Raw genomic sequence first — 22,466 nt, forward strand, 5'->3', positions numbered from 1 at the left:
CACCACCATTGCACACCTGATGTGCAGGCCGCGCCTTGAGCAGGATCAATCCGTGCCCCGGTAGCGCCGGGGCATGCCCGGCGGCGCGTTCAGGCCTTGACGGTCACCCGCCAGCCGCCCTCGTGCGGCTGCCAGTCGAACTCCACCGGCAGGAACTTTTCGGTCAGGCGCGCGTTGCTGGCCAGGTGGTCGCTGATGACGTGGGTGGTGAAGCTGCCCCCGCCGGCCAGCGCCATCGGCAGCAGCAGCTGGTCGGACAGGTACTCGCCCACCCAGGCGCCACCGGAGAGATAGGTGCGGACCTGGCCGGCCAGGCGCGCGCCGACCCGCTCGGCCGACACGCCACGCTCGCCGTGGCCATCGAACACTTCCACGTGGTCGCCATGGCGCACGCGCACCATCGCTACATTGCCCGGGCCCAGCGCCGGCCGCACCGACTGCACGTGCCGCGGATGCGGATCGATGCCCAGTTCATCGGCCAGCACCTGCAGTTCGCGCAGGCCGATGCTGCTGGACAGGCCCGACATCACCACCTGCGCCTGCATCGACTCCAGTGCCGGGCGCTGTTCCATGCACGGCGCCTGCAACGCGGCACACGGCTGCACCTGCAGTTCGATCACGCCGCCACCGGCCGGGTGGAAGCCATGCTGCAGCAGCTGCATCGAGGCCTGCACACCCATCCGTGCCAGTGACGGCAGGTAGCTGTCGGCGATGAAGTCGGCGCTGGGTGCCAACGGATTGTGGGTGCCGCCTTCCAGGCGCAGGCGCGAAGGCCCCTGCGCGCGCCACAGCGCCGGCAGCACGGTCTGCAGCACCAGGGTGGCCGAGCCGGCACTGCCGGTGGCGAAGTGGTAGTCGCCGGCGCTGATCACGCCCGGCTCGAAGCGCAGCGACGTAGCGCCCAGCGCTGCACCGTGGGTGCAGGCGTTGCCGACCTGTGCGGCGGCATTCACCGCAGTCAGGTGCTGGCGCATCAGCCCGGGCTTGCGGCGGATCGCGCGGATGTTCTGCAGGGTGAAGCCGATGCCGGTGCACAGGCTCAGGGTCAGGGCCGAGCGCAGCAGCTGTCCGCCGCCGTGCCCGCCATCAAGTTCGATCATGTCCATCTGTTCCGTTCCTCCATGCCTGCGGTCTGGTCTGCAGGCCGTCCTGCCGCGCGCGACGCAGTGTACGTCGCGCGCGGCCCGCTTCATCCCTTCACGCACACCACCTGGCGCAGCGTGTGCATGATCTCGACCAGATCACGCTGGGCTTCCATCACCGCCTCGATCGGCTTGTAGGCCGCCGGCGATTCATCCACCACGTCCGCATCCTTGCGGCATTCCACGTGCGCGGTGGCCCTGGCGTGCTCGTCCACGGTGATCAGCTTGCGCGCCTGTGTACGGCTCATCACGCGGCCGGCGCCGTGGCTGCAGCTGTGGAAGCTGTCCTCGTTGCCCAGCCCGCGCACGATGAAGCTCTTGGCGCCCATGCTGCCGGGAATGATGCCCAGCTCGCCCTTGCGCGCGCTCACCGCGCCCTTGCGGGTCAGCATCACTTCCTTGCCGAAGTGCACCTCGCGGTTGACGTAGTTGTGGTGGCAGTTCACCGCCTCGGCCTGGGCCTCGAACGGCTTGCTGATGACCGTACGCACGGCCGCCACCACGTTGCGCATCATCACCTCGCGGTTCATGCGGGCAAAACGCTGCGCCCATTCCACCGCGAACACATAGTCACCGTAGTGCTGGCTGCCCTCGGGCAGGTAGGCCAGGTCCTGGTCGGGCAGGTTGATCATCCAGCGGCGCATTTCCTGCTTGGCCAGTTCGATGAAGTAGGTGCCGATGGCATTGCCCACGCCGCGCGAGCCGGAGTGCAGCATGAACCACACGCGCTGGTCCTGGTCCAGGCAGACTTCGACGAAGTGGTTGCCGGTGCCAAGGGTACCCAGGTGCTTGAGGTTGTTGGTGTTCTTCAGGCGCGGGTGGCGCTCGCAGATCAGCGCGAAGTCATCGACCAGCTGCTTCCAGCCTTCGATGGCCAGCTCCGGCGGCGTGTCCCAGCTGCCCTTGTCACGGCCGCCACGGGTCACGCTGCGGCCGTGCGGCACCGCCCGCTCGATCGCGCTGCGCACCGCCGACAGGTTGTCCGGCAGGTCGCTGGCATCCAGCGTGGTGCGCACGGCCATCATGCCGCAGCCGATGTCCACGCCCACCGCGGCGGGAATGATCGCGCCGACGGTCGGCACCACCGACCCCACGGTTGCACCCTTGCCCAGGTGCACGTCGGGCATCACCGCGATCCACTTGTGGATGAACGGCAGCCTGGCGATGTTCTGCAGCTGTTCGCGTGCCTGGTCTTCCAGCGGCACGCCGCGCGTCCACAGCTTGATGGGTGCAGCGCCCGGCTGCTGGATCACGTCATGGTTCACAGTGGTCATGGTGATGTTTCCTTTCATCCAATACATAAAAAAAAAAAGTGCGGTGACAAAGGTGGCCGAACGCTCCGCCTGCCACGTTGCCGTGGCAGCCGGCCGGGACTTGAACCCGCCCCCGAAGGGTTTCCGATGTAGTTCGGCCTGCATTCCCCGCGCAACGAAAGCGAAGGTGCCGGCAGCACGACGAGGGGTGGAGGAACATCCTGCTCTACCACTGAGCTACCGCTGCGTTGCCGCAGCGGGCGGGGCTCGAACCCGCGACACGGAGCTTAGAAGGCTGTAGTTCCTCCGGCATTCGCAGTGCCGGCGTTGAAACTTCAATTCCTGGTCCTGCCCGGCTGGCCCCATTGCCAGCCGGGCGGTCCCTGGCGACATCCTTGCCGCCGTCCAACATCGTGTTTACAACGGCATGTCCTCGATGCGCTCGACCCAGCCGCTGCCATCGCCCGGCGCCTGCGCGAACTGCGCCAGCAGGTCGAACACCGCATCGCTGAAGCCGCCGATGTGCAGCACGTCCTCGCGCTGCACGGTCTGGCTGCTGGCCACCGGCTGCAGGTCGATGCACACCAGCCGCGCCTGCGGGCAACGCTGCTTCAGCACGTCCCAGGCCTGCATCGTGGCCGTCACGCCGCCCTTGCGGGTGTCACGCCAGCTCTCGTTGTCCGACACCAGCACCACCAGGTCGACCTGCTCGCGGCGACGGTTGAGGTATTCGAGCGGTGCACTGACCGAGGTACCACCGCCATTGATCGCCAGCTGCGCCGCCAACGTCATCACGCTGTCGCGCGGGTTCAACCGCACCGGGCGCACCTCGGTGTCGAACGGCAGCACCGTGGCCAGCGGCTGGCCGCGCAGCACGCAGGCCGCGATCAGCGCCGCCACGTCCACGCAGCGCACCGCCGAACTGGCGCCCTTGCGGTAGCCGGTCACCGGCCACTGCATGGAACCCGATACGTCCACCGCCACCACCACCCGGCCCGGCAGCACCGGTACCTGCGCCGTGGCCGTTTCCATCGCGTCCTGCAACGCTTCGGGAATCTGCTGCGGCAGGCTGGCGCTGGCCTGGTAGGCCATCAGCAGCTGGTACGGCAGCACCCGGGCGCGGCGCACCTGGGCCGGATCACGCAGCCGCGCTGCGATCGCCGACACCATCGCCGGGTCTTCGAACACGCCGTTGCGGGCGAACGTGTTGAGGTTCATCCGCATCGACTGCCACGACGCATTGCGCGCCAGCGCCGACCACTGCGCCGCATCCAGCGGCAGCGTGCTGAAGTACTGGAACGGCAGGTCCGGCGGCAGTCCACGCGGGTCACGCTTGAACGCCTCGTAGGCCTGCACCAGTGCCGGCAGCTGCGCTTCGTCGTACGGCCGGCCGACGATCCACGCATACAGCGCCTTGCGCTCGGCGTTGGCCGGCTTCGGGTGCACCATGCGGATCAGGTCGGCCAGCGACGGCTGCTGGCCGATAGCCGCACGCACCAGGGTTTCCGCCGATGCCTGCTGGATCCACTCGCGCACCAGACGCTTCGGCAGCGACCCCAGCGAACGGCGGCCGACCTGGCCGCTGCGCATGATCTGCACGAAGGTGCGCAGCTGGCGGCCGTTGTCGACCACCCGCGGGAACACCTGGGCGAAGGCTTCCGGGTCACGCACGCTGAGCACGGCCGCCAGCAGTGCCGGCATGTCCTTCATGTGCGCCACCTGGCGGGCATAGACCGCCGTGCGGGCAATGAAGCGCGGCTCGACCTGCGCGGTCAGCGCCAGCACGTGCTGCAGCTGTGCCTGGGCATCGCTGTAGAAGGTGTTGTTGAGGCAGCCGGTGGCCGCGTACAGGGCCAGGGCAGCGCGCGGGTCGCGGCGGTAGGCCAGGCCACCGGCTTCATTGACGGTGGTGGCCGGCGGCAGCGCCGGGGCACGCGGGGTGGAGAAGAGCGTCAGGTTGGCCATCGTGGTGTCCTCGGCGGGAACAGCCCGCTTCGTGTCATGGGATGGCTAGAGCAATGGCCGTGCCAACTTTTGCCACATTCTTTCAACGTATTGTTTTTAGTGTCTTTTTCTTATTTTTAGGTGACGTTCTGCCTTGCTGGCGCCCCAACACGTATATAGTTAAAGCGCGTCTTTTATAGGAATGGATATGTCACGGCGACAGGTAGTCTTCGGCATGCTTGGCACCCAGCTCGATTCGGGCGAGGGCCCGGGCCGGTGGGAGAAGTGGCGGCCGACGGTGTCGATGGGCATGCACGAGGATTTCCTGCCCGACCGCATCGAGCTGCTGCTGGACGAACGCCGCTACGCCAAGCTGGCCCGCGTGGTCTGCGCGGACCTGCAGCAGGTGGCGCCGGAGATGGACGTGCGCCGGCACGACACCTACCTGGCCGATCCCTGGGAGTTCGAAGGGGTCTACTCGACGCTGCACGACTTCCTGGCCAGCTATCCGTTCCAGCCGGAGGAGGAGGACTACTACGTCCACATCACCACCGGCACGCACGTGGCGCAGATCTGCTGGTTCCTGCTGACCGAGAGCCGGCATTTCCCCGGCCGCCTGCTGCAGACCTCGCCGCCGCGCAAACAGGACGGCGCCGCCGGCAGCTACGCCATCATCGACCTGGACCTGTCGCGCTACGACCACATCGCCCAGCGCTTCGCGCAGCAGCAGCTGCAGGACCGCGACCTGCTGAAGAGCGGCATCGCCACGCGCAACGCGGCCTTCAACGCGATGATCGCGCAGATCGAAACCGTGGCCACCCGCTCACGCGCGCCGATGCTGCTGATGGGGCCCACCGGTGCCGGCAAGAGCCAGCTGGCCAAGCGCGTGTTCGAGCTGAAGAAGCTCAAGCACCAGCTGCCCGGCCGTTTCGTCGAAGTGAACTGCGCCACCCTGCGTGGCGACGGCGCGATGAGCACGCTGTTCGGCCACACCAAGGGCGCCTACACCGGCGCCTCCTCCGACCGTGCCGGCCTGCTGCGTTCCGCCCACCAGGGCCTGCTGTTCCTGGATGAGATCGGCGAGCTGGGCCTGGACGAACAGGCCATGCTGCTGCGGGCGCTGGAAGAGAAGCGCTTCCTGCCGGTGGGCAGCGACCGCGAAGTGGAAAGCGAATTCCAGCTGATTGCCGGCACCAACCGCGACCTGCAGCAGTCGGTGCTGGAAGGCCGCTTCCGCGAAGACCTGCTGGCGCGCCTGAACCTGTGGACCTACCACCTGCCCGGCCTGGCCCAGCGCAGGGAGGACATCGAGCCGAACATCGAGTTCGAGCTGCAGCGCTGGTCGCAGCAGCAGCACGCGCAGGTGCGCTTCAACGTGGAGGCACGCACGCGTTACCTGGCCTTTGCCACCAGTGCCGAGGCCGCCTGGCGCGGCAATTTCCGCGACCTGGGTGCATCGATCATGCGCCTGGCGACGCTGGCCAACGCCGGGCGCATCCAGACCGAGGGCGTGGACGACGAGATCGCGCGCCTGCGCCAGCAATGGCGCGGCGGCCAGGCGCCGTCACCGCTGGAGGCGTTGCTGGGCCCGGCCGTGGATGAACTGGACCGCTTCGACCGCGTGCAGCTGGAGGAGGTCGTGCAGGTCTGCGCGCGCTCGAAGTCGCTGTCTGCGGCCGGCCGCGAGCTGTTCGCGGTATCGCGCACCCAGCGTGCCAGCACCAACGATGCCGACCGCCTGCGCAAGTACCTGGCGAAATTCGGACTGGATTGGGAGCAGGTGCGCGGCCCCGTGGAACGGTAGCGTCGAGCTTGCTCGACGGCCGCCGGCGGCGCATGCTGGCCGCGCGGCATGCCGCCGCCCGCGGGGAGCACGCACATGCAGGACCGCAAGCCGACGTCATGGATCACCGCACGGAACATTCTGCTGACCGTGGCCGCCGCGTTCGTTCTCTTCTACAGCGGCTACCAGGTGGGTAAGCAGCTGGCCCTGCGCGAGAACGCGCAGCAGGCCGCAAGCCGATAGAGTCGAGCTTGCTCGACTGTTCTTTGTGACCGGCGGCATCGTGCCAACCAAGGTTGGCACCTACCGGACGAACCGTCAGCATCGTGCCAACCCGGTTGGCACGATGCCGAAGACTCGGCTGTCTCAGGCGATCTGCACGATGCGCGCGTTCTGGCACAGCGGGTAGCTGGCCACGAACTCGGCGATCGCATCACGCATCTTCTCGAACGATTCGCCGTACATGTACAGCGCGGTCTCGGTCGGGCCCTGCCACCAGCTGCAGATTTCGCCCAGGCCATCAATGTTGTCGGACAGCTGCTCGAACACGTGGTTGGAATCGCACTGTTCGTAGACCTCGTCCGGCAGGTTCAGGCCATCCAGGTAGATGCCCAGGCCCTCGGTCACGCCGAAGGCGCGATCAGCCTCTTCCGCACGCTGCACCTGCGAACCCTTCGGCGCACCCAGCTGCTCCAGCAGGTCGATCAGCTTCGGCACACCGTCCGCATCAACCAGCGCCACTTCGATGTCGCCGTACTCGACTTCGCCCAGGTCAGAGATCGCCGTGCCGCCTCCGACCAGCTCGCCCAGCTGGACCGCCTGCAGCAGCGCATCGAGCGGATCCTCGAACAGCTCGTGGCGATGCTCGGGCTGCAGCTTCGCATTCAACTTCACGGTGACGTGGAAGGTCGGTTCGGTCATGGGGGCGTTCCTGGAAGATGTGGAGCCTATTGTAGAGCCGAGCCGATGCTCGGCTGCCTTTTGCTCGGCTCTGCAACACCCGGGCTCGCCGCAGGAACGGCGGCACTGCAGCAGCTCCGGGCTGAGCACTGCCTCTGCGTCCGCCAGCAGCCCGGCCGAAGCAGCTTCAATCCCCGGCCAATGGGCAAGCACCTGCTCGGCCGTTGGGCTGCGCAGGCGTTCTGGCTGCAGAGGAAGAGCACGTAGAAGGGAGGGCGCTGCGCGATGAATCCTAAGCCCCGGCATCGTTGAACTTGGTCGTTCCTGCAGCCTTTACAGGGATTTTGGAAGCTGCTAATTTCGCCTTGGGCATTGCGAATGCCTCCCCGCTGCATGGGAAAATTCGCCATAGTGTCACTCACTCTTGAAGACCCCTTTTCGCCACATTGGCAAGCAGCGTGCCGACTCGACCAGTTCTTCTGGTAGGCGATCTCTTTGGAGTCTTGCATGTTCTCTTTCAACGAAGTGATTGACGCGTTCAAGAACGCTTCTGTTCTTGATTCCTTCGTAGCTGAAATTGGGTACTGCCGGACACTGGACCGGAAAGCGGTCTTGCTCGGTTACCGGAACTATCATGACTTCCGTGCCAGTTTGGAGCACACGCCCAAGGACGAACTTGGTCCAGTGTCTCTCAGGCTCATGCGGGAGATTTGCGCTGCAAGGCTGCCCATTGACAATTTACAGCCCTACTTCGAGCTGAAGGCGCTGCCAAACGGTATAGCCCACTACAGTCAGTGGGAGGGTTGGGACAAATTCGGTCAGGAAGTTCGAGTACCTCGTCCCCTTGAGGGAGCCGCATCGGTAGAGGCAGTACGTAGATTAGGACGCCATCCCGTCTACGTCATCGAAGCAGAGCGGGAACTCATTGCGTGGAGGGGCGTTTGGCGATCAACCGCGTATGTCCGATCGGATCTTGCGAGGAAGAACTTTCCCAAGATGTTCAATAAGCGGCACTTGATTGCCGATGACGTTCCAGTCGAATTGATTCGACTTGCAGCCGCCCGCTGCAATTTTGAAAGCAACATTGCAATGGAGTGACTATCGACTCCGGCTTGCCTGCGGACGCGGGCAAGCCGGATCCAGCGATGCGATTTCAGATCACCGTCAGGTTGGCGTAGGCCATCACCAGCCACTTGCTGCCGGCGTCGGCGAATTCGACCTGCACGCGGGCGTGGGCGCCGCTGCCTTCGTAGTCGGTCACCATGCCTTCGCCGAACTTGGGATGGGTCACCAGCGCGCCCAGCTTCAGCGGCGGTGCCTCGATCGAGGCGTGGCCCATCACCCGGCTGCTGCCCAGCGAGGCCGGCCGCGAGACCTGCACCTTCGGGCGCACTTCGTGCAGCAGCTCGCGCGGGATCTCGCGCAGGAAGCGCGACGGCAGGCTGTAGTTGTCCTGGCCGTGGATGCGGCGCGATTCGGCGTAGCACAGCACCAGCTTCTGCCGCGCGCGGGTAATGCCCACGTAGGCCAATCGGCGCTCTTCTTCCAGGCGGCCGCTTTCTTCCAGCGAACGCGCACTCGGGAACAGGCCGTCTTCCATGCCGGCCAGGAACACCAGCGGGAATTCCAGGCCCTTGGCCGAGTGCAGGGTCATCAGCTGCACGCCTTCCTCGCCCGCCTGCGCCTGGCCCTCACCGGCCTCCAGCGCGGCGTAGGCCAGGAACGCGACCAGCTCGTCCATGTCCTCGCCCACTTCCTCGATGTCGTCGGCGCGGCGCAGGAAGCGCGAAGCGACCGAGACCAGTTCGTCGAGGTTGTCGGTACGCGATTCCGAATCCAGCGAATTGCGGCTTTCCTTGCTCCAGTGCTCGCGCAGCTGCGAGCGCGACAGCACATGGTCCACGCGCTCGGCGAGGGTCATGTGCAGGGTCTGCGCCTGCAGCTCGTTCACCAGCACCAGGAAGCCGGCCAGCGCATTGCGTGCACGCGCGGCCAGGGCCGTGCCCTGGGTGACCAGCATGGTGGCCTCCCACAGCGAGATGCCCTGTGCGCGCGCCTCGCGACGCACCTCATCCAGGGTGCGCTCGCCGATGCCACGGGTCGGCGTGTTCACCGCGCGCTCGAAGGCGGCATCATCATTGCGGTTGGACAGCAGGCGCAGGTAGGCCAGCGCGTCCTTGATTTCGGCACGCTCGAAGAAGCGCATGCCGCCATACACGCGGTACGGTACCTGTTCGCTCAGCAGCGCTTCTTCCAGCGCGCGCGACTGCGCATTGCTGCGGTAGAGCACGGCCACTTCGGTGTAGCTGCCACCATCGCGCACCCACTGCCGCGCGCGCTCGACGATGTAACGCGCCTCGTCCATCTCGTTGTAGGCCGCGTACAGGTCGATCGGCTCGCCGTCGCCGCTGTCGGTCCAGAGTTCCTTGCCGATGCGGTCGGGGTTGTGCGCGATGACCGCGTTGGCCGCACCAAGGATGTTGGCGGTGGAACGGTAGTTCTGTTCCAGGCGGATGGTCTGTGCACCGGGGAAATCGCGCAGGAAGCCCTGCACGTTCTCGACCTTGGCGCCGCGCCAGCCGTAGATGGCCTGGTCATCGTCACCGACCACGAACACATGGCCTTCGTGACCGGCCAGCACGCGCACGAAGGCGTACTGGATGGCGTTGGTATCCTGGAACTCGTCCACCAGGATTTCGCGGAAACGCGCGCGGTAGTGCGCCAGCAGCGGCGGGTTGTCGCGCAGCAGTTCGTGCGCGCGCAGCAGCAGCTCGGCGAAGTCGACCAGGCCGGCGCGGTCGCAGCGCGCCTGGTATTCGATGTAGGCCTGGCGCATGGTTTCCAGCCACGCATCATGCGGCTCGGGCTGGATGTGCTGCGGGCGGCGGCCCTCATCCTTCTGTTCGTTGATCCACCAGGCGATCTGCTTGGGCGGGTGCTTGCTGTCGTCGATTTCCAGCGCCTGCACCACGCGCTTGACCAGCCGCAGCTGGTCGTCCGAATCCATGACCTGGAAACCTTCGGGCAGCTTGGCGTCCTGCCAGTGCAGACGCAGCAGGCGGTTGGCCAGGCCGTGGAAGGTGCCGATCCACATGCCGCGGCTGCCGTTGGGCAGCTGCGCGTCGATGCGGTGGCGCATCTCGCCGGCGGCCTTGTTGGTGAAAGTCACCGCAAAAATGCCATGGGTTGGCACGCCTTCGACTTCATGCAGCCAGGCGATGCGGTGGGTGAGTACGCGGGTCTTGCCGGAACCGGCACCGGCCAGCACCAGGTGGTGGCCGGGGGGAGCGGAGACGGCTTCGCGCTGGGCCGGGTTCAGGCCATCGAGCAGGTGGGAGACATCCATGCCCCCATTTTACGGCATCGCCGTCGCGGCTCCTGCGACCACCTGCATGGCCAGGGCCTGCGCCTGCTGACGCAGTTCAGGCACGGCCAGGCTTTCCCACAGGCTGCCGATGCGCAGGCTGCCGAGCACGCCCAGCCGCGCCTGCGCTGCACCGCTGCGGCTGCACAGACGGTCGCCCGGCACGCTGCTGTCCAGGCCCAGGCCATGCGGCCCGGGGCGGGCCAGGCCGTCGGCCTGCAGCTGCTGCAGCAAGGGATTGCGCAGCGCAGCGGCTCGGGTCTCGACGCCGGTGGCATTGACCACCGCCGCGATCGTCCACTGCTGTTCGTCGCCAGCGGCATCGCGACCGGACAGGTGAAGCGCGTCGCCTTCGCGCCAGATGCGCTGCAGGCGGGCACGGTGCAGCTGCAGCTGGCCGCTGGCCTGCAGGGCCTGCAGCTGGGCATCGACGTCTTCGGCGATGCGATGGCGGTGCACGTCCCAATAGCGCACCACGTGGCGCAGGAAGCGTCGCTGGTCGGCTTCGTCCAGGCTGCACCACAGCGCCTGGCCATGCGGGCGGATGCGATCCATCACGCCCTGCCACGGCTGGCCATCGGCCTGCGTCTGCCGGGCGAAGCCGCGCAGGGCCCGCACGCGCTGGCGCAGGGTCATCGGCAGCAGCGCGGCCGGATCGAATTCGGGCAGCACGCCATGCGCATGCGGCAGCGGCAACAGGCCATGCCGCGAGATCACGTGCAGCGGGCCGGTATGGCCGGCGGCGACCAGGGCCAGCACGGTGTCGGCCATGCTCAGGCCGGAACCGACGATGGCCAGCGCATGGGCACCGGCCAGCGTGCGCACGCCGTCATAGTCCCAGGCCTCGACCACGTCGTCGGCAGGCAGCGCATCGGCGCCGGCCACCGGCAGCGGACGCATGCTGTTGCCGGTGGCGATGACCGCCTGCGCCGCGTGCAGCGTGCTGCCATCGCCCAGCTGCAGGTGGTAACCGTGGTCATCCGGCTGCAGGCCCAGCACCGGCTGCGCGATCTCCTGCAGCTGCGCCGGGCTGGCGGCCACCGCGTCCTGCAGGCGCTGCTGCAGGTAGGCGGCGAAGTGGTGGCGGCTCACGTAACGCTCGCCGAGCAGCTCGCGCGTCTCGCCCGGGTAAGCGTTGACGGCCTGCAGGTAATCGAGGAAATCGCCGGGCTGGTCGGGGAAGGCACTCATCTTCGCCGCCGGCACGTTCAGCATGTGCTCCGGCCACGGCGTGGCGTACGCGATGCCCTGGGCGAGCTGCGAGGCGGGTTCGAAGATGGCCAGCGCCAGCGGCGCCTGGGCCTGGCGCAACACCTGGATCGCCACCAGTACACCGGCGGCACCACCGCCGATGATCGCCAGGTCCAGTTCGCCATGTCGCGATGAATCAGTCATGCGCCGATTGTAGGCCATGGCGGGTGACGGCCTGGGTGCAGGATCGGGCGTGGGACGACGGGACGACGGGGTAGAGTCGACTGTTAGTCGACTATCGCGCGCAGCGCGGGGATTTCGAACGCAGATGCGAAGAGCAGTCGACTAACAGTCGACTCTACCCTGCTGGTTACACATACCTGCCGGTTACACATACCTGCGGATCACGCATACCCACCGGTCACGCGCCCCCACCAGCGCTGCCTACATCAACGCATCGGCCAACCGCGCGATGCCTTCGCGGCTGCGCTTCCAGGCCGGGCGCTGGCGCCACTGCTCCAGGTCCAGCAGGCGCGACTGGCGCAGGTAGTCGTCCTCGATGGCGCACAGCTGCTGCACCAGCGGGCGGTCGTAGCAGATCAGGCCGATCTCGGCATTCAGCGCAAAAGAACGGATATCCATGTTGATCGAGCCGAGCACGGCGATGTCCTCGTCCACGCTCATGTGCTTGGCGTGCAGGAACTGCGGCTCGTACAGCGCGATCTGCACGCCACAACGCAGCAGCTCCTCGTAGTACGCCTCCTGCGCCCACGAGGTCAGCCGCTGGTTGTTGCTGGCCGACAGGATCAGCTGCACCTTCACGCCGGACAGCGCAGCGATGCGCAGCGCGCTCAGCGTCGCTTCGTCAGGCACGAAATACGGCGTGACCATCACCAGCCGTCGCCGCGCCAGGTGGATCAGCGCCGCCACCGCATCGCGCGCGTTGCTGTAGGGGTACGCCGGGCCACTGGGCAGCAGCTGGGTGGCGATGTCATCGCCGCACTCGGGCACGTCGGCGATGACGTCCAGGCGCTGCCCGGTTTCCATGTACCAGTCGCTGGCAAACACCGCCTCCAGGTGGGCCACCGCCGGGCCGCGCACGCGCGCGACCAGCTCGCGGTTGGGGTGGCCGGGCACGAAGCGCGGGCCGGCCAGGTTCTGCGAGCCGACGTAGGCCACTTCGTTGTCGATCACCGCGATCTTGCGGTGGTTGCGCAGGTCCATGCGTCCGCTGCGGCGCCAGCGCAGGCCTCCGGGCAGCATCGCCCGCACTTCGACGTCACGCGCCTGCAGGCGCTTGCGGTAGGCGCGCAGGCCGCGCTTGGCACCCACTGCATCCAGCAGCACGCGGCACTGCACGCCGCGCGCGGCGGCACGCTGCAGCGCCTCGACAATGGCCTCGCCTACCGCGTCGTCGAACATCAGGTAGTACAGCAGGTGGACGCGGTCCTCGGCCTGGTCGATGTCGGCGATGAGGGTGTGCAGCGATTCGTCGTAGTCGGTGAGCAGGTCGACGGCGTTGCCGTGCACCGGCATGAAATCACCCTGGCGCTGCACCAGCGGCACGATCTCGGCGATGGCGGTGTCGGCGGTCGGGGTCCAGCGCAGGCGGTGCTGCAGCGCCTGTTCCTCGCGGATGACCTGCGACGCCTCGGCTTGCCGGCGGATGCGTTCGCGCGACAGCCACGGGTGGCCGAACAGCAGGTACAGCGGCAGGCCCAGCAGCGGCACGAAGCCGACCAGCAGCAGCCAGCTGCGCGCCGCCCCCGGCGTGGTGCGGGTGGGGATCCAGCACAGCGCGACCAGCCGGATGAGCCAGTCGATCAACAGCAGGTAGGAACCCAGCAGCCACTCGAACAGCATCGCGTCGCCCGTCGGAGGTGTGGGGTCATTCTGCCCAGCCTTCTGTCGGTGTGCCAACCCAAAGCGTGCCGACCAACGGTCGGCACCCACCGGCACCCACCGGCACCCACCACAGGAAAGCCGGGCACAAAAAAACCCGCCACGAGAGCGGGTTTTTTCGGAAGCGACCAGCAATCCTCGCGGATTACTTGATCTTGCCTTCCTTGTACGGGACGTGCTTACGCACGACCGGATCGTACTTGGAGAATTCCATCTTCCCCGGGGTGTTCTTCTTGTTCTTGTCGGTCGTGTAGAAGTGACCGGTACCAGCGGTCGAAATCATACGGACCTTATCGCGCTTGCCTGCCATGATCGTCTACTCCTCAGACCTTTTCGCCGCGCGCACGCAGCTCAGCCAGAACGGAATCGATACCGTTCTTGTCGATGGTGCGCAGTGCATGCGCGGAAACACGAAGCTTCACCCAGCGGTTCTCGCTGGCAACCCAGAAGCGGCGCTCGTGCAGATTCGGCAGGAAACGACGACGGGTCTTGTTGTTGGCGTGCGAGACGTTGTTACCCGTCTGCACTCGCTTGCCGGAAACCTGGCATACGCGGGACATTGCGCACCTCGATAGTAAGTTGTGTCAGCCCGTAGCCCGGGAGACGGCGGCCTCGGTGGTTGCCCACCACACGTCAAGAGAATCAAAGGGTTACGCTGGCGTTGGGCGGCCGGGGACGTGCTCCCGGGGGCGCCGCCCGGTAGAAAACCGGACACAGCGAGCCGCGCATTATGCACGGGTTCAAGCACTTGCGCAAGTTACCCACAGGCGTGGGTCAGGGCGTGGCGATGAACAGGCCGCCGGAGCCCGGAGCCCGCTGCAATGCGTCGGGGCCCAGCCGCGCCCGTGCCGTGGTGATGAACAGGCGCCCATCCGGGGCGAAACACAGTGCGCCCACGTGCGGCGCCGGTACCGCCAGCCGCCGCTGTACCGCGCCGTTGGCCGCCAGTTCCAGCACGCAGCCCCCGCCCCACATGGCCACCCACAGGCTGCCCTGCGGCGACAGCGCCAACCCGTCGGGCTTGCCCGCTTCGCCGAGGAAATCGGTGACCACCTTCGGTTCGCCCAGCGTGCCTGTGGCCACATCGGCCGGGTAGGCCAGCAGGGTGCGGGCCAGGGTATCGATCACATACAGGGTATCGCCCGCGGGGCTGAACACCATGCCGTTGGCCACCCCCAGCCCTTCGGCCACACGCCGCACCGGCGCATCCACCGCTGTTGCATGGAACAGCGCGCCACGGCCGCCCAGCAGGCCCCGGTGCATCGACCCGGCCCACAGGCCGCCGCGCGCATCCACGGTCATGTCGTTCAGGCGGCAACCGGCACCCACATCGATGGTCGGCCCGGGCTGCAGGCCACCGTCATCGGCAATCCGCACGAAGTGCGTTTCGCCGTTGCCGACCAGGCCCTGCGGCGTCACCGCCAGCGACCAGACCGGCTCGGACAGCGGCGTGCGCACGCACGCCTGGCCATCCCAATGCAGCAGCGCCGGTGCGGTCGGCTCGACCCAGGCCACGCGGCCATCCTCCAGCACCACCGGCGACTCCCCCACCAGCGTTCCGGCATCGCAGGCCAGGCGCACGCCGCTGGCAGGTACCGCCCGCAGCGCCTGCAACCAGTGCCGCGCGCGTCGACCGACCTCGTCCGCGGCGCGACCGGGGCGATACAGGTCGGTACCGATGCCCACCGCACGCACGCCGGCCTGCCACAGCGCAGGCAGCGCATCGGTGGTGAACCCGCCCACGGCCACCAGCCGCGCCTGCGCCGGCAGCACCGCCGACAGTGCCGCAAGCCGCGGTGCGGAATCGTGCGCCGGAAATGCTTTCAGGTAGCGCGCGCCTGCGGCCAGCGCGGCAAACGCCTCGGTGGCAGTGCTGAAGCCGGGCATCGGCTCCATGCCGTGCGCGCGTGCCGCGGCAATCACCTCCGGGTTGGTGTTGGGCGATACGCAGAAGCGGCAGCCGGTGGCGGCCAGGGCTTCGACCTGGGCCACCTCCAGCACGGTGCCCGCACCCACCCACAGGCGGTCGCCGAAATGCGCGGCCAACAGGGCGATGGTGGCCAGCGGGTCCGGCGAATTGAGCGGGACTTCGGCCAAGCGCACGCCGGCATCCACCAGGGCCTGGCCGACGGCCAACGCCTCGGAGCCGGTCAGCCCGCGCAGGATGGCTACCAGCGGTGTGTGTTCGATGGCCGCATCGAAGGCGGCGGCGTGTGCGGTGTTCATGGCGTTACCTGTGCGGCCCGGTGCAGGGCGAGGAAGCCGCGGGTCACGGCATCGTGGGACAGCAGCGTGCGTGCGCTGCCACCCAGGGCACGCACGGCGGCGGCGTACAGCGCGCACACCGGCGCAGCACCGACCATCGGCAGCGGCACCTGCAGCGCGGCGGGCCACAGCCGGCGCACGTCGGCCAGCTCGGCGCCGATCAGCACACCGCGCAGCCATGAGGCACCGTCCGGGCGCGGCAGCTGGCCACGGATCACCCGCGCGCGTGCGCCGAACAGCAGACTGCCCAATCCCAGCCCGCCCGCATGGCCGTGCTGCAGGCCATCGAAGAAGGCCGCGCCTTCCTCGGCAGGGCCATCCACCACCGACGCCAGCAGCCCGGCAGCGGTAAGGCGGTCGAAGATTTCACCCGACATCGCGGTGAGGAAGGACACCACCGCCCCGCCCTGCAGCTGCACCCACTTGCTGTGCGTGCCGGGCAGTGCCACCAGCCCATCCAGCGGCAGGGCGCCACCGGCCAGCAGGCCGAGCAGCTCGGTTTCCTCGCCACGCATGATGTCCGGCGCGTCGTCCTGCGCACGCTGGCAGGCCAGCCCGGGCACGATGGCCACCGGCACCTGGCCGATGCGGGTGTGGTGCAGCTGCGCGGCCAGCCGCTGCGGCGTGGCCGGGCAATCGGCGTAGCCGGCATCGCTCCAGCCGATGTTCGAGCCGACCATGCCACAGGCATATACCGCCGCCGCGTCGGGCCAGGCGACCACGGTCTGCTCCAGCAGGGCCTGCATCTGCGCGCGGTCCAGCCCGGCGATGCCGCGTGGCTGTTCCACGCTGTCCAGCACCCGCCCATCGGCGGCGATGAGGAAGGCACGGAAGTTGCTGCTGCCCCAGTTGATGCCGATGATCGGTGCGTCGTTGTCGTGCATGCTCATCGGCGCGTCACTCCGGCGCCACCATCCAGCGGCACCACCGCGCCGGTCATCCAGCCGCTGCGCGGTGAGGCGAGGAACAGCGCGAGTTCCGCCGCATCGACTGCGCTGCCCAGGCGCTGCAGAGGATGCCGCTGCACGTTGCGTGCGCGGGCCGCGGCGGGATCAGCGCTGCGTGCGAACGAGCCCTGCAGCATCGGCGTATCCACCGAAGCCGGCGCGATCGCGTTGACCCGGATGTTCGCTTCGGCCAGTTCCAGCGCTGCGGTACGTGCCAGCGATTCCAGCGCCGCCTTGGAGGCCGCGTAGGCCGCCAGCCCAGGCGTGGCGTAGCGCGCGTTGATGGAGGACAGCAGCACGATGCTGCCGCCGCCATTCGCATGCAGGCCAGCCAATGCATGGCGCATCAGACGGCGCGCACCCAGCACGTTCACCGCATGAACCTGCTGCCAGAGCGCATCGTCGTCAGCCCAGGTATCGGCCGGCGGGCACCAGCCAGCACAGTGGATCAGCGCGTCCAGCGGCTGGCCAAGATGTGGCGCCAGGGCGACATCGACCGCGCCGGCATCAGCCAGATCGGCCTGTACCTGCGTGGTCGCCGCCGGCACCGGCTCGCGATCCAGTGCCAACACCGTCGCCCCCTGTGCCTGCAGCTGCGCCAGCACTGCCGCGCCGATGCCGCTGGCCGCCCCGCTCAACCAGACATGCCGGCCCTGCCATTCGCCCTGCATTGCGTCGTTGCCCATGCTCAGAACCGGTAGGTGAGGCTGGCCTTGTACGAGCGACCGAACACCACGTTGGTGCGCAGGCCCTCGTCATAGCCGTCGAAGGTGCGCTGCTCGCTGTCCAGCAGGTTGTTGGCTTCCACCTTCAACGACAGGCGGTCGCTGAAATCGTAGCTCATCGACGCCGACAGATCCTTGTAGGTGTCGTTGAAGATGCCGGTGGCGGCGCTGGACAGGCCGACCAGGTATTCATCGCGCCAGTTGTAGGCCACGCGGATGCCGAACGGGCCGTTCTCGTAATAGCCGATCAGGTTGGCATTGTTCTTCGACAGCCCCGGGAAGGTCATCGCATTGCCGTTGACGTCGGTGATCGGGGTTTCCGAGTCGATCCAGGTGTAGGTGGCGACCACGCCGAAGCCATCGAGCATGCCGCTGAACGGCACCTGCGCCAGCAGCTCGACGCCCTTCACCTTGGCCTTGTCGCCGTTGATCTTGCGCAGCACCAAGTAGTTGATGTTGTTGTAGGTTTCCGCGCTCTGCCGCTGCACGATGAAGGTCGACACATCCTTGTAGAACAGGCCGGCCGAGAGCAGGCCCTGGCCGCCGTAGTACCACTCCAGCGACAGGTCGTACTGGGTGGCCTTGAACGGGTCCAGGTCCGGTGCACCGCCGCTGCCGGTGCCCGGCGAGGTCTGCACGCCGTTGCCATCGAACACGGCGTTGTTGTTGAGGGTTACGCCGTTGTTGAGGTCTTCGGTGTTGGGGAACGCCACCACCTTGGCCGCGCCACCACGAAGCACCAGGCTGTCGGTGATCTGCAGCTTGGCCACCGCCGAGGGCAGGACTTCGCGGTCGTCACGGTCGAAGGTGGACGGGGTGAGCGTGCCGTTGCCGCTGATCAGGTTGCCGCGCGAGGTCAGGTCACGACCAACGAAGCGCACGCCGACATTGCCGCCCAGCGCCATGCCGGCCACGTCGGTATCCCAGTTGAGCTTGGCGTAGGCCTCGAGGAAATCCTCGTCCACGCGGAAGGTTGCCGCGTAGGCCAGTGCGTTGTTGCGCGGGTCCAGGCACTGCGCGTTCTGCGAGATCTGCGGCACGGTGGTGAAGCTTTCACAGCCACCGAAGGTGCTGCGGAACGCGCCGAGGTAGTCGCGCGGCAGTCCGCTGAATTCACCGGGCAGGAAATCGTTGTTGCTGTAGACGCGGATGTACGGCGCCATCTGCGTGACCGGGATGCCACCAGCCGGGCGGATGTCCGCGCGCAGCGGATCCTGCAGGCTCTCCAGGCGGCTGAAGCGGGCGCCGAAATCCAGCGAGCGCAGCGGGCCGTCATCGAAGGCCAGGCTCCAGTCGCTGCGCAGCGCGCGCGAGTCGGTCCTGGCCCGCCAGTAGTTGTCGAACATGATGGTCATGCGCCACTGCGCTGGGTCGGCCACGTCCACGCCGCTGACGTTGAAGCTGCCGAAGTTGCCGCTGCGCAGGTCGAAGTCGGTCACCGAGGTCAGCCCGGCCATCGGCGCCAGGCGCATGTAGCGCTGGTCGTACTTTGCAGTGGAACGGCCCCAGTCCAGTTCCACCGAACCATCCAGCCGTTCGCCGACGCGGAAGCTGGCGCGCAGCGCACTGGAGATCGTGTCCGAATCGATGTCAGCCGCTTCGGAGTTGAGCAGCACGGTGCCGGTGGACCGGCCGGCCAGCAGGATGTCGTGCTCGGAGTAGACCGCGTTGCTCAGGCCTGCGGATGGGTTGAAGGCGATCCAGTAGCGGTCACGCTCTGCCTTCTGCCGCGAATAGAACGTGTCCCAGGTCAGCTCCACGCCATCGCTGGGGCGCCACTGCAGCACGGTGCTGACGCCGACCTTGGTGCGGTCGTCGTCGATGTTCTGCGCGCGCATGTCGGTGCTGCCGAAGCGGGTGGTACCCGGGCTCGCCGGGTCGGTGTAGCGGGCATAGCCTGAGAAGGTATCCAGGCCCTGCTGCACTACGTTGCGGCGGCCATAGGTGGCCGAGACCAGCGCGCCGAAGCGGCGGTCATCGCTGCGCCGCGACACCAGGCCGAAGGCATTGTGGCCCCAGGAATCGGCCATCTGATCGTAGGTGCCGGCCACGCTCACCACGTTCTGCTCGGCATCGCCGGACAGCGGCTGCCGGGTATGGATGTCGACGATGCCACCGAGGCCACCGCTGAGCTGGTCGGCACCGGCCAGCTTGGTCACCTCCAGCCGCGAGATCAGCTCCGACGGCACCAGCGAGAGCAGGCCGTAGGTGGAGGTGGCCAGCTGGTCCAGGCCGTTGCCGCCGCGGCCGGTGGCATCGACGATCTGCCGCCCGTTGTAGAGCAGGACGTTTTCCTTCAGGCCGCGCACCAGGATGTCGCTGCCCTCGCCCATGCCGCGCTCGAGCTGCACGCCCGCCACGCGGCCCAGCGACTCGGCGACGTTGGTGTCGGGCAGCTTGCCGATGTCGTCGGCGACGATCGCATCGACGATCTGCGCCGAGTCGCGTTTCAGGTCACGCGAGGCCTCCAGACTGCCGCGGATGCCAACGACGCTGACGGCATCCAGGGTCTGCGCCTGCTGCTGGCCGTCGCCTGTGGTGGTGGCCGGGGCCGTGTCCTGCGCCGATGCCAGCACGGGCATCAGCAGGCAGGTCCCCAGAGCGGTGAACAAGGTCGAACGTGGAAAACGATGCATGGATCGGGCCCTCTCCCAAGGTTGGGACCCAGGCGGCACCGACCGGGACCGGCGCGGACCCTCCGTCCGCTGCCCCGCCCCACCCCGCTTGCCGAACTGCCACCTGGATCCAGCGCTTTTCCGGTCGTTGCTGCTGCACTGCGACTTGGCAATGGTGTAGCTAATATAGCAATATGTTTTCGCCGCGCACGCTGCAATGCAGCGAAGAGTGACGGTTCCTTCGCGGCCTCGGCGGGAACCTCCCTTTCATGGTGTTGCTACACATGGCACACCCTTTCCACAAGGATCCGGCGCAATGGCCGCTCTGCAAGGTGTCTTCCCGATTCTTCCGACGATCTTCGATGCCCAGGGCGTAGTGGACGAAACCGCTACCCAGGGGGTGTTCGAATACCTGCTGGCCGCGGGCGCCGCCGGCGTGGTGTTCCCCGGCCTGGCCAGCGAATACGACATGCTGGACATGGAGGAGCGCCTGCACCTGACCGCCTGCATCGGCCGCTGGAACAGCGGCCGCGTGCCGTTCATCGTCGGTGGCAGTGCGAAGACGCTGGACGATGCCGTGCGCCTGACCCGTGCCGGCGGCGAAGCAGGCGCGGCGGCGGCGATGGTGCTGACCCCGCACGCGCTGGCCGGTGACAACGAAGGCATGGCGGCGTTCTTCGCGCGCCTGGGCACCGAATCGGGCGTGCCGATCATGCTGCAGAACGCGCCGCCGCCGATGGGCGTGGGCCTGGGCGTGGATGCGCTGCTGGCCCTGGCCACGCAGGTGCCGGCGATCACCTACGTCAAGGAAGAAACAATGCCGTCCGGGCATCGCATCACCGCGCTGTCCGAACGGGCTGGCGATGCCGTGCAGGCGGTGTTCGGTGGCGCGGGCGCGCGCTACGTGCTGGACGAGCTGGCACGCGGTGCGGTGGGTACCATGCCGGCCTGCGAGATCACCGAAGTGCACGTGGCGATGCTGGCCGCATACGCCGCCGGTGACCACGAGCGCGCACGCGTATTGTTCGAGCGCACGCTGCCGCTGCTGAGCATGCAGGCGGTGTTCCGCTGGCGGCTGACCAAGGCCGTGCTGCTGCGCCGAGGCATCATCGACTGCGAACATGTACGCGCCCCCGGCCCGGCGCTGGACGCCTGGGACCGCCGGGAACTGGATACCCTGTTGTCCCGCATTGCCGACCTGCTGCCGCTGGACGTTGTGCCCGGCCGCCCACAACGGACCCCTGCATGAGCGCCGTCACCCGCGTCGAAACCTTCATCCTCACCGTGCCACGCAGCACGCCCTACCTGGGGCCATTGGGTATCGGGGAAAGGGTCAACGAGCGTGGCTACCTGGTGCGCCGGGGCAACGGCACGCTGTACCCGACCGTGGACCGCTCGGTGCTGGTACGGGTGACCACCGCCGACGGCGCCGTTGGTTGGGGTGAGACGTACGGCATCTGCGCACCGCGAGCGACCTGCGAAATCATCAACGACCTGCTGGCACCGGAGCTGCTGGGCCGCGAACCGGAAGATGTCGAGGCGATCTGGGACGACCTGTACGGCCTGATGCGCGTGCGCGGCTGCGGCAGCGGTTTCCACACCGATGCCATCGCCGCGCTGGACATCGCGCTGTGGGACCTGCGCGCACGCGCCGCGGACCAGCCGCTGTGGTCGCTGCTGGGAGAGCGGCGCCACGAGCGCATCGCCGGCTACGTGTCCGGCCTGCCCGCGGCCACGCTGGAGGAAAAGGTGGCCATGGCGCGCACGTTCCAGCAGCAGGGCCATACCGCCTTCAAGGTGCACGCGGTGGTCAGCCACGACGGCATTGCCGAAGAGATGGCGGCGCTTCGCCAGGCACTGGGCGCGGACGCCCAGCTGATGGTCGACCTGCACTGGAAGTTCGATCTGGAGGGCGCGCTGCAGTTGGCCCACCAGCTGCAGCCAGTGGGCCTGACCTTCATCGAGGCGCCGCTGAAGCCGGAGGACGTGCCTGGACTGGTCGCGCTGGGCCAGCAGAGCCCGATTCCGGTGGCTGCGGGCGAAGAGTGGCCGACTGATTACGTGGCGAGGCCGCGCGTGGAAGGTGGAAGCCTGGCCTACGTGCAGCCGGAGATGGGCCACACCGGCATCACCCAGTTCCTGCGCATCGCCCGCCTGGCCGCTGCCCACGGCGTACAGGTCGCACCGCACGCCACCATCGGCGGCGGCATCTTCATGGCGGCCAGCCTGCATGCATCGGCGGTGGTCGAAGGGCTGTGGCGGCACGAGTGGCAGCACTCGATCTTCTCGCGCTCGGTGCAGATGCTGGACACCGACATGGCCTATACGCAGGACGGCTACCAGCTGCCCAGCGGCCCCGGCCTGGGTGCGGTTCCCAACGCGACGTTCTGGCAACACGCCGAAGCCGTGGCCTGACCTCAGCCGTTTGTAGCGTC

Annotated in this window: 18 protein-coding genes and 1 pseudogene; 5 read left to right on the plus strand and 14 right to left on the minus strand. The window is 67.6% G+C overall.

All coding sequences use genetic code 11. From position 1 onward, the window contains the following. Positions 1 to 89 precede the first annotated feature (89 nt). The 3 genes from rtcA to C1925_RS20285 form a co-directional block, all read right to left on the minus strand. The gene (gene rtcA, locus C1925_RS20275) at positions 90 to 1,100 is read right to left on the minus strand and encodes an RNA 3'-terminal phosphate cyclase (protein WP_254051355.1); all 1,011 of its coding nucleotides are present in this window, start codon (positions 1,098 to 1,100) and stop codon (positions 90 to 92) included. Positions 1,101 to 1,189: 89 nt separating this feature from the next. After that, on the minus strand, positions 1,190 to 2,416 hold the full coding sequence (locus tag C1925_RS20280) for an RtcB family protein (RefSeq protein ID WP_108770470.1): 1,227 nt from the start codon (positions 2,414 to 2,416) through the stop codon (positions 1,190 to 1,192). Between the two features lie 396 nt (positions 2,417 to 2,812). Further along, positions 2,813 to 4,360: a VWA domain-containing protein gene (locus C1925_RS20285; RefSeq protein ID WP_108770471.1), complete on the minus strand. Its 1,548-nt coding sequence runs from the start codon at positions 4,358 to 4,360 to the stop codon at positions 2,813 to 2,815. 187 nt (positions 4,361 to 4,547) lie between these two features. On the opposite strand from C1925_RS20285, the gene rtcR reads away from it, so the two are divergent. After that, on the plus strand, positions 4,548 to 6,143 hold the full coding sequence (gene rtcR / locus C1925_RS20290; protein WP_108770472.1) for an RNA repair transcriptional activator RtcR: 1,596 nt from the start codon (positions 4,548 to 4,550) through the stop codon (positions 6,141 to 6,143). A gap of 75 nt (positions 6,144 to 6,218) precedes the next feature. Beyond that, positions 6,219 to 6,365: a hypothetical protein gene (locus tag C1925_RS21170; RefSeq protein ID WP_174213524.1), complete on the plus strand. Its 147-nt coding sequence runs from the start codon at positions 6,219 to 6,221 to the stop codon at positions 6,363 to 6,365. Between the two features lie 123 nt (positions 6,366 to 6,488). On the opposite strand, the gene C1925_RS20295 is transcribed toward C1925_RS21170, so the two are convergent. Both C1925_RS20295 and C1925_RS21430 read right to left on the minus strand, forming a co-directional pair. Continuing rightward, positions 6,489 to 7,043 (minus strand): hypothetical protein, encoded by a 555-nt coding sequence (locus tag C1925_RS20295; RefSeq protein ID WP_108770780.1) that lies wholly within the window; start codon positions 7,041 to 7,043, stop codon positions 6,489 to 6,491. Positions 7,044 to 7,148: 105 nt separating this feature from the next. Further along, positions 7,149 to 7,285, minus strand: a pseudogene (locus tag C1925_RS21430) (phosphotyrosine protein phosphatase); the annotation flags it as partial. Positions 7,286 to 7,529: 244 nt separating this feature from the next. Here C1925_RS21430 and C1925_RS21075 point away from each other — a divergent pair. Beyond that, positions 7,530 to 8,120 carry a hypothetical protein gene (locus C1925_RS21075; protein ID WP_159097585.1) on the plus strand — a complete coding sequence of 197 codons (591 nt, stop codon included), beginning with the start codon at positions 7,530 to 7,532 and terminating at the stop codon, positions 8,118 to 8,120. A 55-nt stretch (positions 8,121 to 8,175) separates the two neighbouring features. On the opposite strand, the gene uvrD is transcribed toward C1925_RS21075, so the two are convergent. The 9 genes from uvrD to C1925_RS20345 all read right to left on the minus strand — a co-directional run bounded on the left by uvrD (position 8,176) and on the right by C1925_RS20345 (position 19,998). Beyond that, a complete protein-coding gene (gene uvrD / locus C1925_RS20305; protein WP_108770473.1) occupies positions 8,176 to 10,368 on the minus strand; it encodes a DNA helicase II in 2,193 nt (730 codons plus the stop codon). A 9-nt stretch (positions 10,369 to 10,377) separates the two neighbouring features. Then, the gene (locus C1925_RS20310; RefSeq protein ID WP_108770474.1) at positions 10,378 to 11,799 is read right to left on the minus strand and encodes an FAD/NAD(P)-binding protein; all 1,422 of its coding nucleotides are present in this window, start codon (positions 11,797 to 11,799) and stop codon (positions 10,378 to 10,380) included. Positions 11,800 to 12,021: 222 nt separating this feature from the next. Continuing rightward, positions 12,022 to 13,440, minus strand: a complete 1,419-nt coding sequence (gene cls, locus C1925_RS20315) for a cardiolipin synthase (protein ID WP_108770475.1) — start codon at positions 13,438 to 13,440, stop codon at positions 12,022 to 12,024. A gap of 184 nt (positions 13,441 to 13,624) precedes the next feature. Further along, positions 13,625 to 13,792 (minus strand): 50S ribosomal protein L33, encoded by a 168-nt coding sequence (gene rpmG / locus C1925_RS20320; RefSeq protein WP_170272460.1) that lies wholly within the window; start codon positions 13,790 to 13,792, stop codon positions 13,625 to 13,627. A 10-nt stretch (positions 13,793 to 13,802) separates the two neighbouring features. Further along, a complete protein-coding gene (gene rpmB, locus C1925_RS20325; protein WP_005411638.1) occupies positions 13,803 to 14,039 on the minus strand; it encodes a 50S ribosomal protein L28 in 237 nt (78 codons plus the stop codon). Between the two features lie 214 nt (positions 14,040 to 14,253). Beyond that, complete coding sequence (locus tag C1925_RS20330) at positions 14,254 to 15,705, minus strand: 2-dehydro-3-deoxy-6-phosphogalactonate aldolase (RefSeq protein WP_108770476.1); 1,452 nt, start codon at positions 15,703 to 15,705, stop codon at positions 14,254 to 14,256. Continuing rightward, entirely contained in the window at positions 15,702 to 16,634 is a 933-nt protein-coding gene (locus C1925_RS20335) for a 2-dehydro-3-deoxygalactonokinase (protein WP_108770477.1), read from the minus strand. The genes C1925_RS20330 and C1925_RS20335 overlap by 4 nt, the downstream gene beginning before the upstream one ends. Further along, entirely contained in the window at positions 16,631 to 17,377 is a 747-nt protein-coding gene (locus tag C1925_RS20340; RefSeq protein ID WP_108770478.1) for an SDR family oxidoreductase, read from the minus strand. The genes C1925_RS20335 and C1925_RS20340 overlap by 4 nt, the downstream gene beginning before the upstream one ends. Before the next feature lie 2 nt (positions 17,378 to 17,379). Beyond that, positions 17,380 to 19,998, minus strand: a complete 2,619-nt coding sequence (locus C1925_RS20345; RefSeq protein WP_159097586.1) for a TonB-dependent receptor — start codon at positions 19,996 to 19,998, stop codon at positions 17,380 to 17,382. A gap of 349 nt (positions 19,999 to 20,347) precedes the next feature. Between C1925_RS20345 and C1925_RS20350 the strand changes: the two genes are divergently transcribed. After that, entirely contained in the window at positions 20,348 to 21,280 is a 933-nt protein-coding gene (locus C1925_RS20350; protein WP_108770480.1) for a dihydrodipicolinate synthase family protein, read from the plus strand. Next, complete coding sequence (locus C1925_RS20355; RefSeq protein ID WP_108770481.1) at positions 21,277 to 22,446, plus strand: mandelate racemase/muconate lactonizing enzyme family protein; 1,170 nt, start codon at positions 21,277 to 21,279, stop codon at positions 22,444 to 22,446. The genes C1925_RS20350 and C1925_RS20355 overlap by 4 nt, the downstream gene beginning before the upstream one ends. Positions 22,447 to 22,466 lie beyond the last annotated feature (20 nt).

This window comes from Stenotrophomonas sp. SAU14A_NAIMI4_5, assembly GCF_003086795.1.
In the GTDB taxonomy this organism is placed as follows: Bacteria; Pseudomonadota; Gammaproteobacteria; order Xanthomonadales; family Xanthomonadaceae; genus Stenotrophomonas.

Bases quoted from the DNA above. Each gene is read 5' to 3' on its own strand.
- C1925_RS20355 (WP_108770481.1), top strand. From the start codon at position 21,277: ATGAGCGCCGTCACCCGCGTCGAAACCTTCATCCTCACCGTGCCACGC.
- C1925_RS21170 (WP_174213524.1), top strand. From the start codon at position 6,219: ATGCAGGACCGCAAGCCGACGTCATGGATCACCGCACGGAACATTCTG.
- C1925_RS20310 (WP_108770474.1), bottom strand. From the start codon at position 11,799: ATGGCCTACAATCGGCGCATGACTGATTCATCGCGACATGGCGAACTG.
- C1925_RS20340 (WP_108770478.1), bottom strand. From the start codon at position 17,377: ATGGGCAACGACGCAATGCAGGGCGAATGGCAGGGCCGGCATGTCTGG.
- cls (WP_108770475.1), bottom strand. From the start codon at position 13,440: ATGCTGTTCGAGTGGCTGCTGGGTTCCTACCTGCTGTTGATCGACTGG.
- C1925_RS20285 (WP_108770471.1), bottom strand. From the start codon at position 4,360: ATGGCCAACCTGACGCTCTTCTCCACCCCGCGTGCCCCGGCGCTGCCG.
- C1925_RS20335 (WP_108770477.1), bottom strand. From the start codon at position 16,634: ATGAGCATGCACGACAACGACGCACCGATCATCGGCATCAACTGGGGC.
- C1925_RS20330 (WP_108770476.1), bottom strand. From the start codon at position 15,705: ATGAACACCGCACACGCCGCCGCCTTCGATGCGGCCATCGAACACACA.
- rpmB (WP_005411638.1), bottom strand. From the start codon at position 14,039: ATGTCCCGCGTATGCCAGGTTTCCGGCAAGCGAGTGCAGACGGGTAAC.
- C1925_RS20295 (WP_108770780.1), bottom strand. From the start codon at position 7,043: ATGACCGAACCGACCTTCCACGTCACCGTGAAGTTGAATGCGAAGCTG.
- rtcR (WP_108770472.1), top strand. From the start codon at position 4,548: ATGTCACGGCGACAGGTAGTCTTCGGCATGCTTGGCACCCAGCTCGAT.
- C1925_RS20280 (WP_108770470.1), bottom strand. From the start codon at position 2,416: ATGACCACTGTGAACCATGACGTGATCCAGCAGCCGGGCGCTGCACCC.
- C1925_RS21075 (WP_159097585.1), top strand. From the start codon at position 7,530: ATGTTCTCTTTCAACGAAGTGATTGACGCGTTCAAGAACGCTTCTGTT.
- C1925_RS20345 (WP_159097586.1), bottom strand. From the start codon at position 19,998: ATGCCCGTGCTGGCATCGGCGCAGGACACGGCCCCGGCCACCACCACA.
- rtcA (WP_254051355.1), bottom strand. From the start codon at position 1,100: ATGATCGAACTTGATGGCGGGCACGGCGGCGGACAGCTGCTGCGCTCG.
- C1925_RS20350 (WP_108770480.1), top strand. From the start codon at position 20,348: ATGGCCGCTCTGCAAGGTGTCTTCCCGATTCTTCCGACGATCTTCGAT.
- uvrD (WP_108770473.1), bottom strand. From the start codon at position 10,368: ATGGATGTCTCCCACCTGCTCGATGGCCTGAACCCGGCCCAGCGCGAA.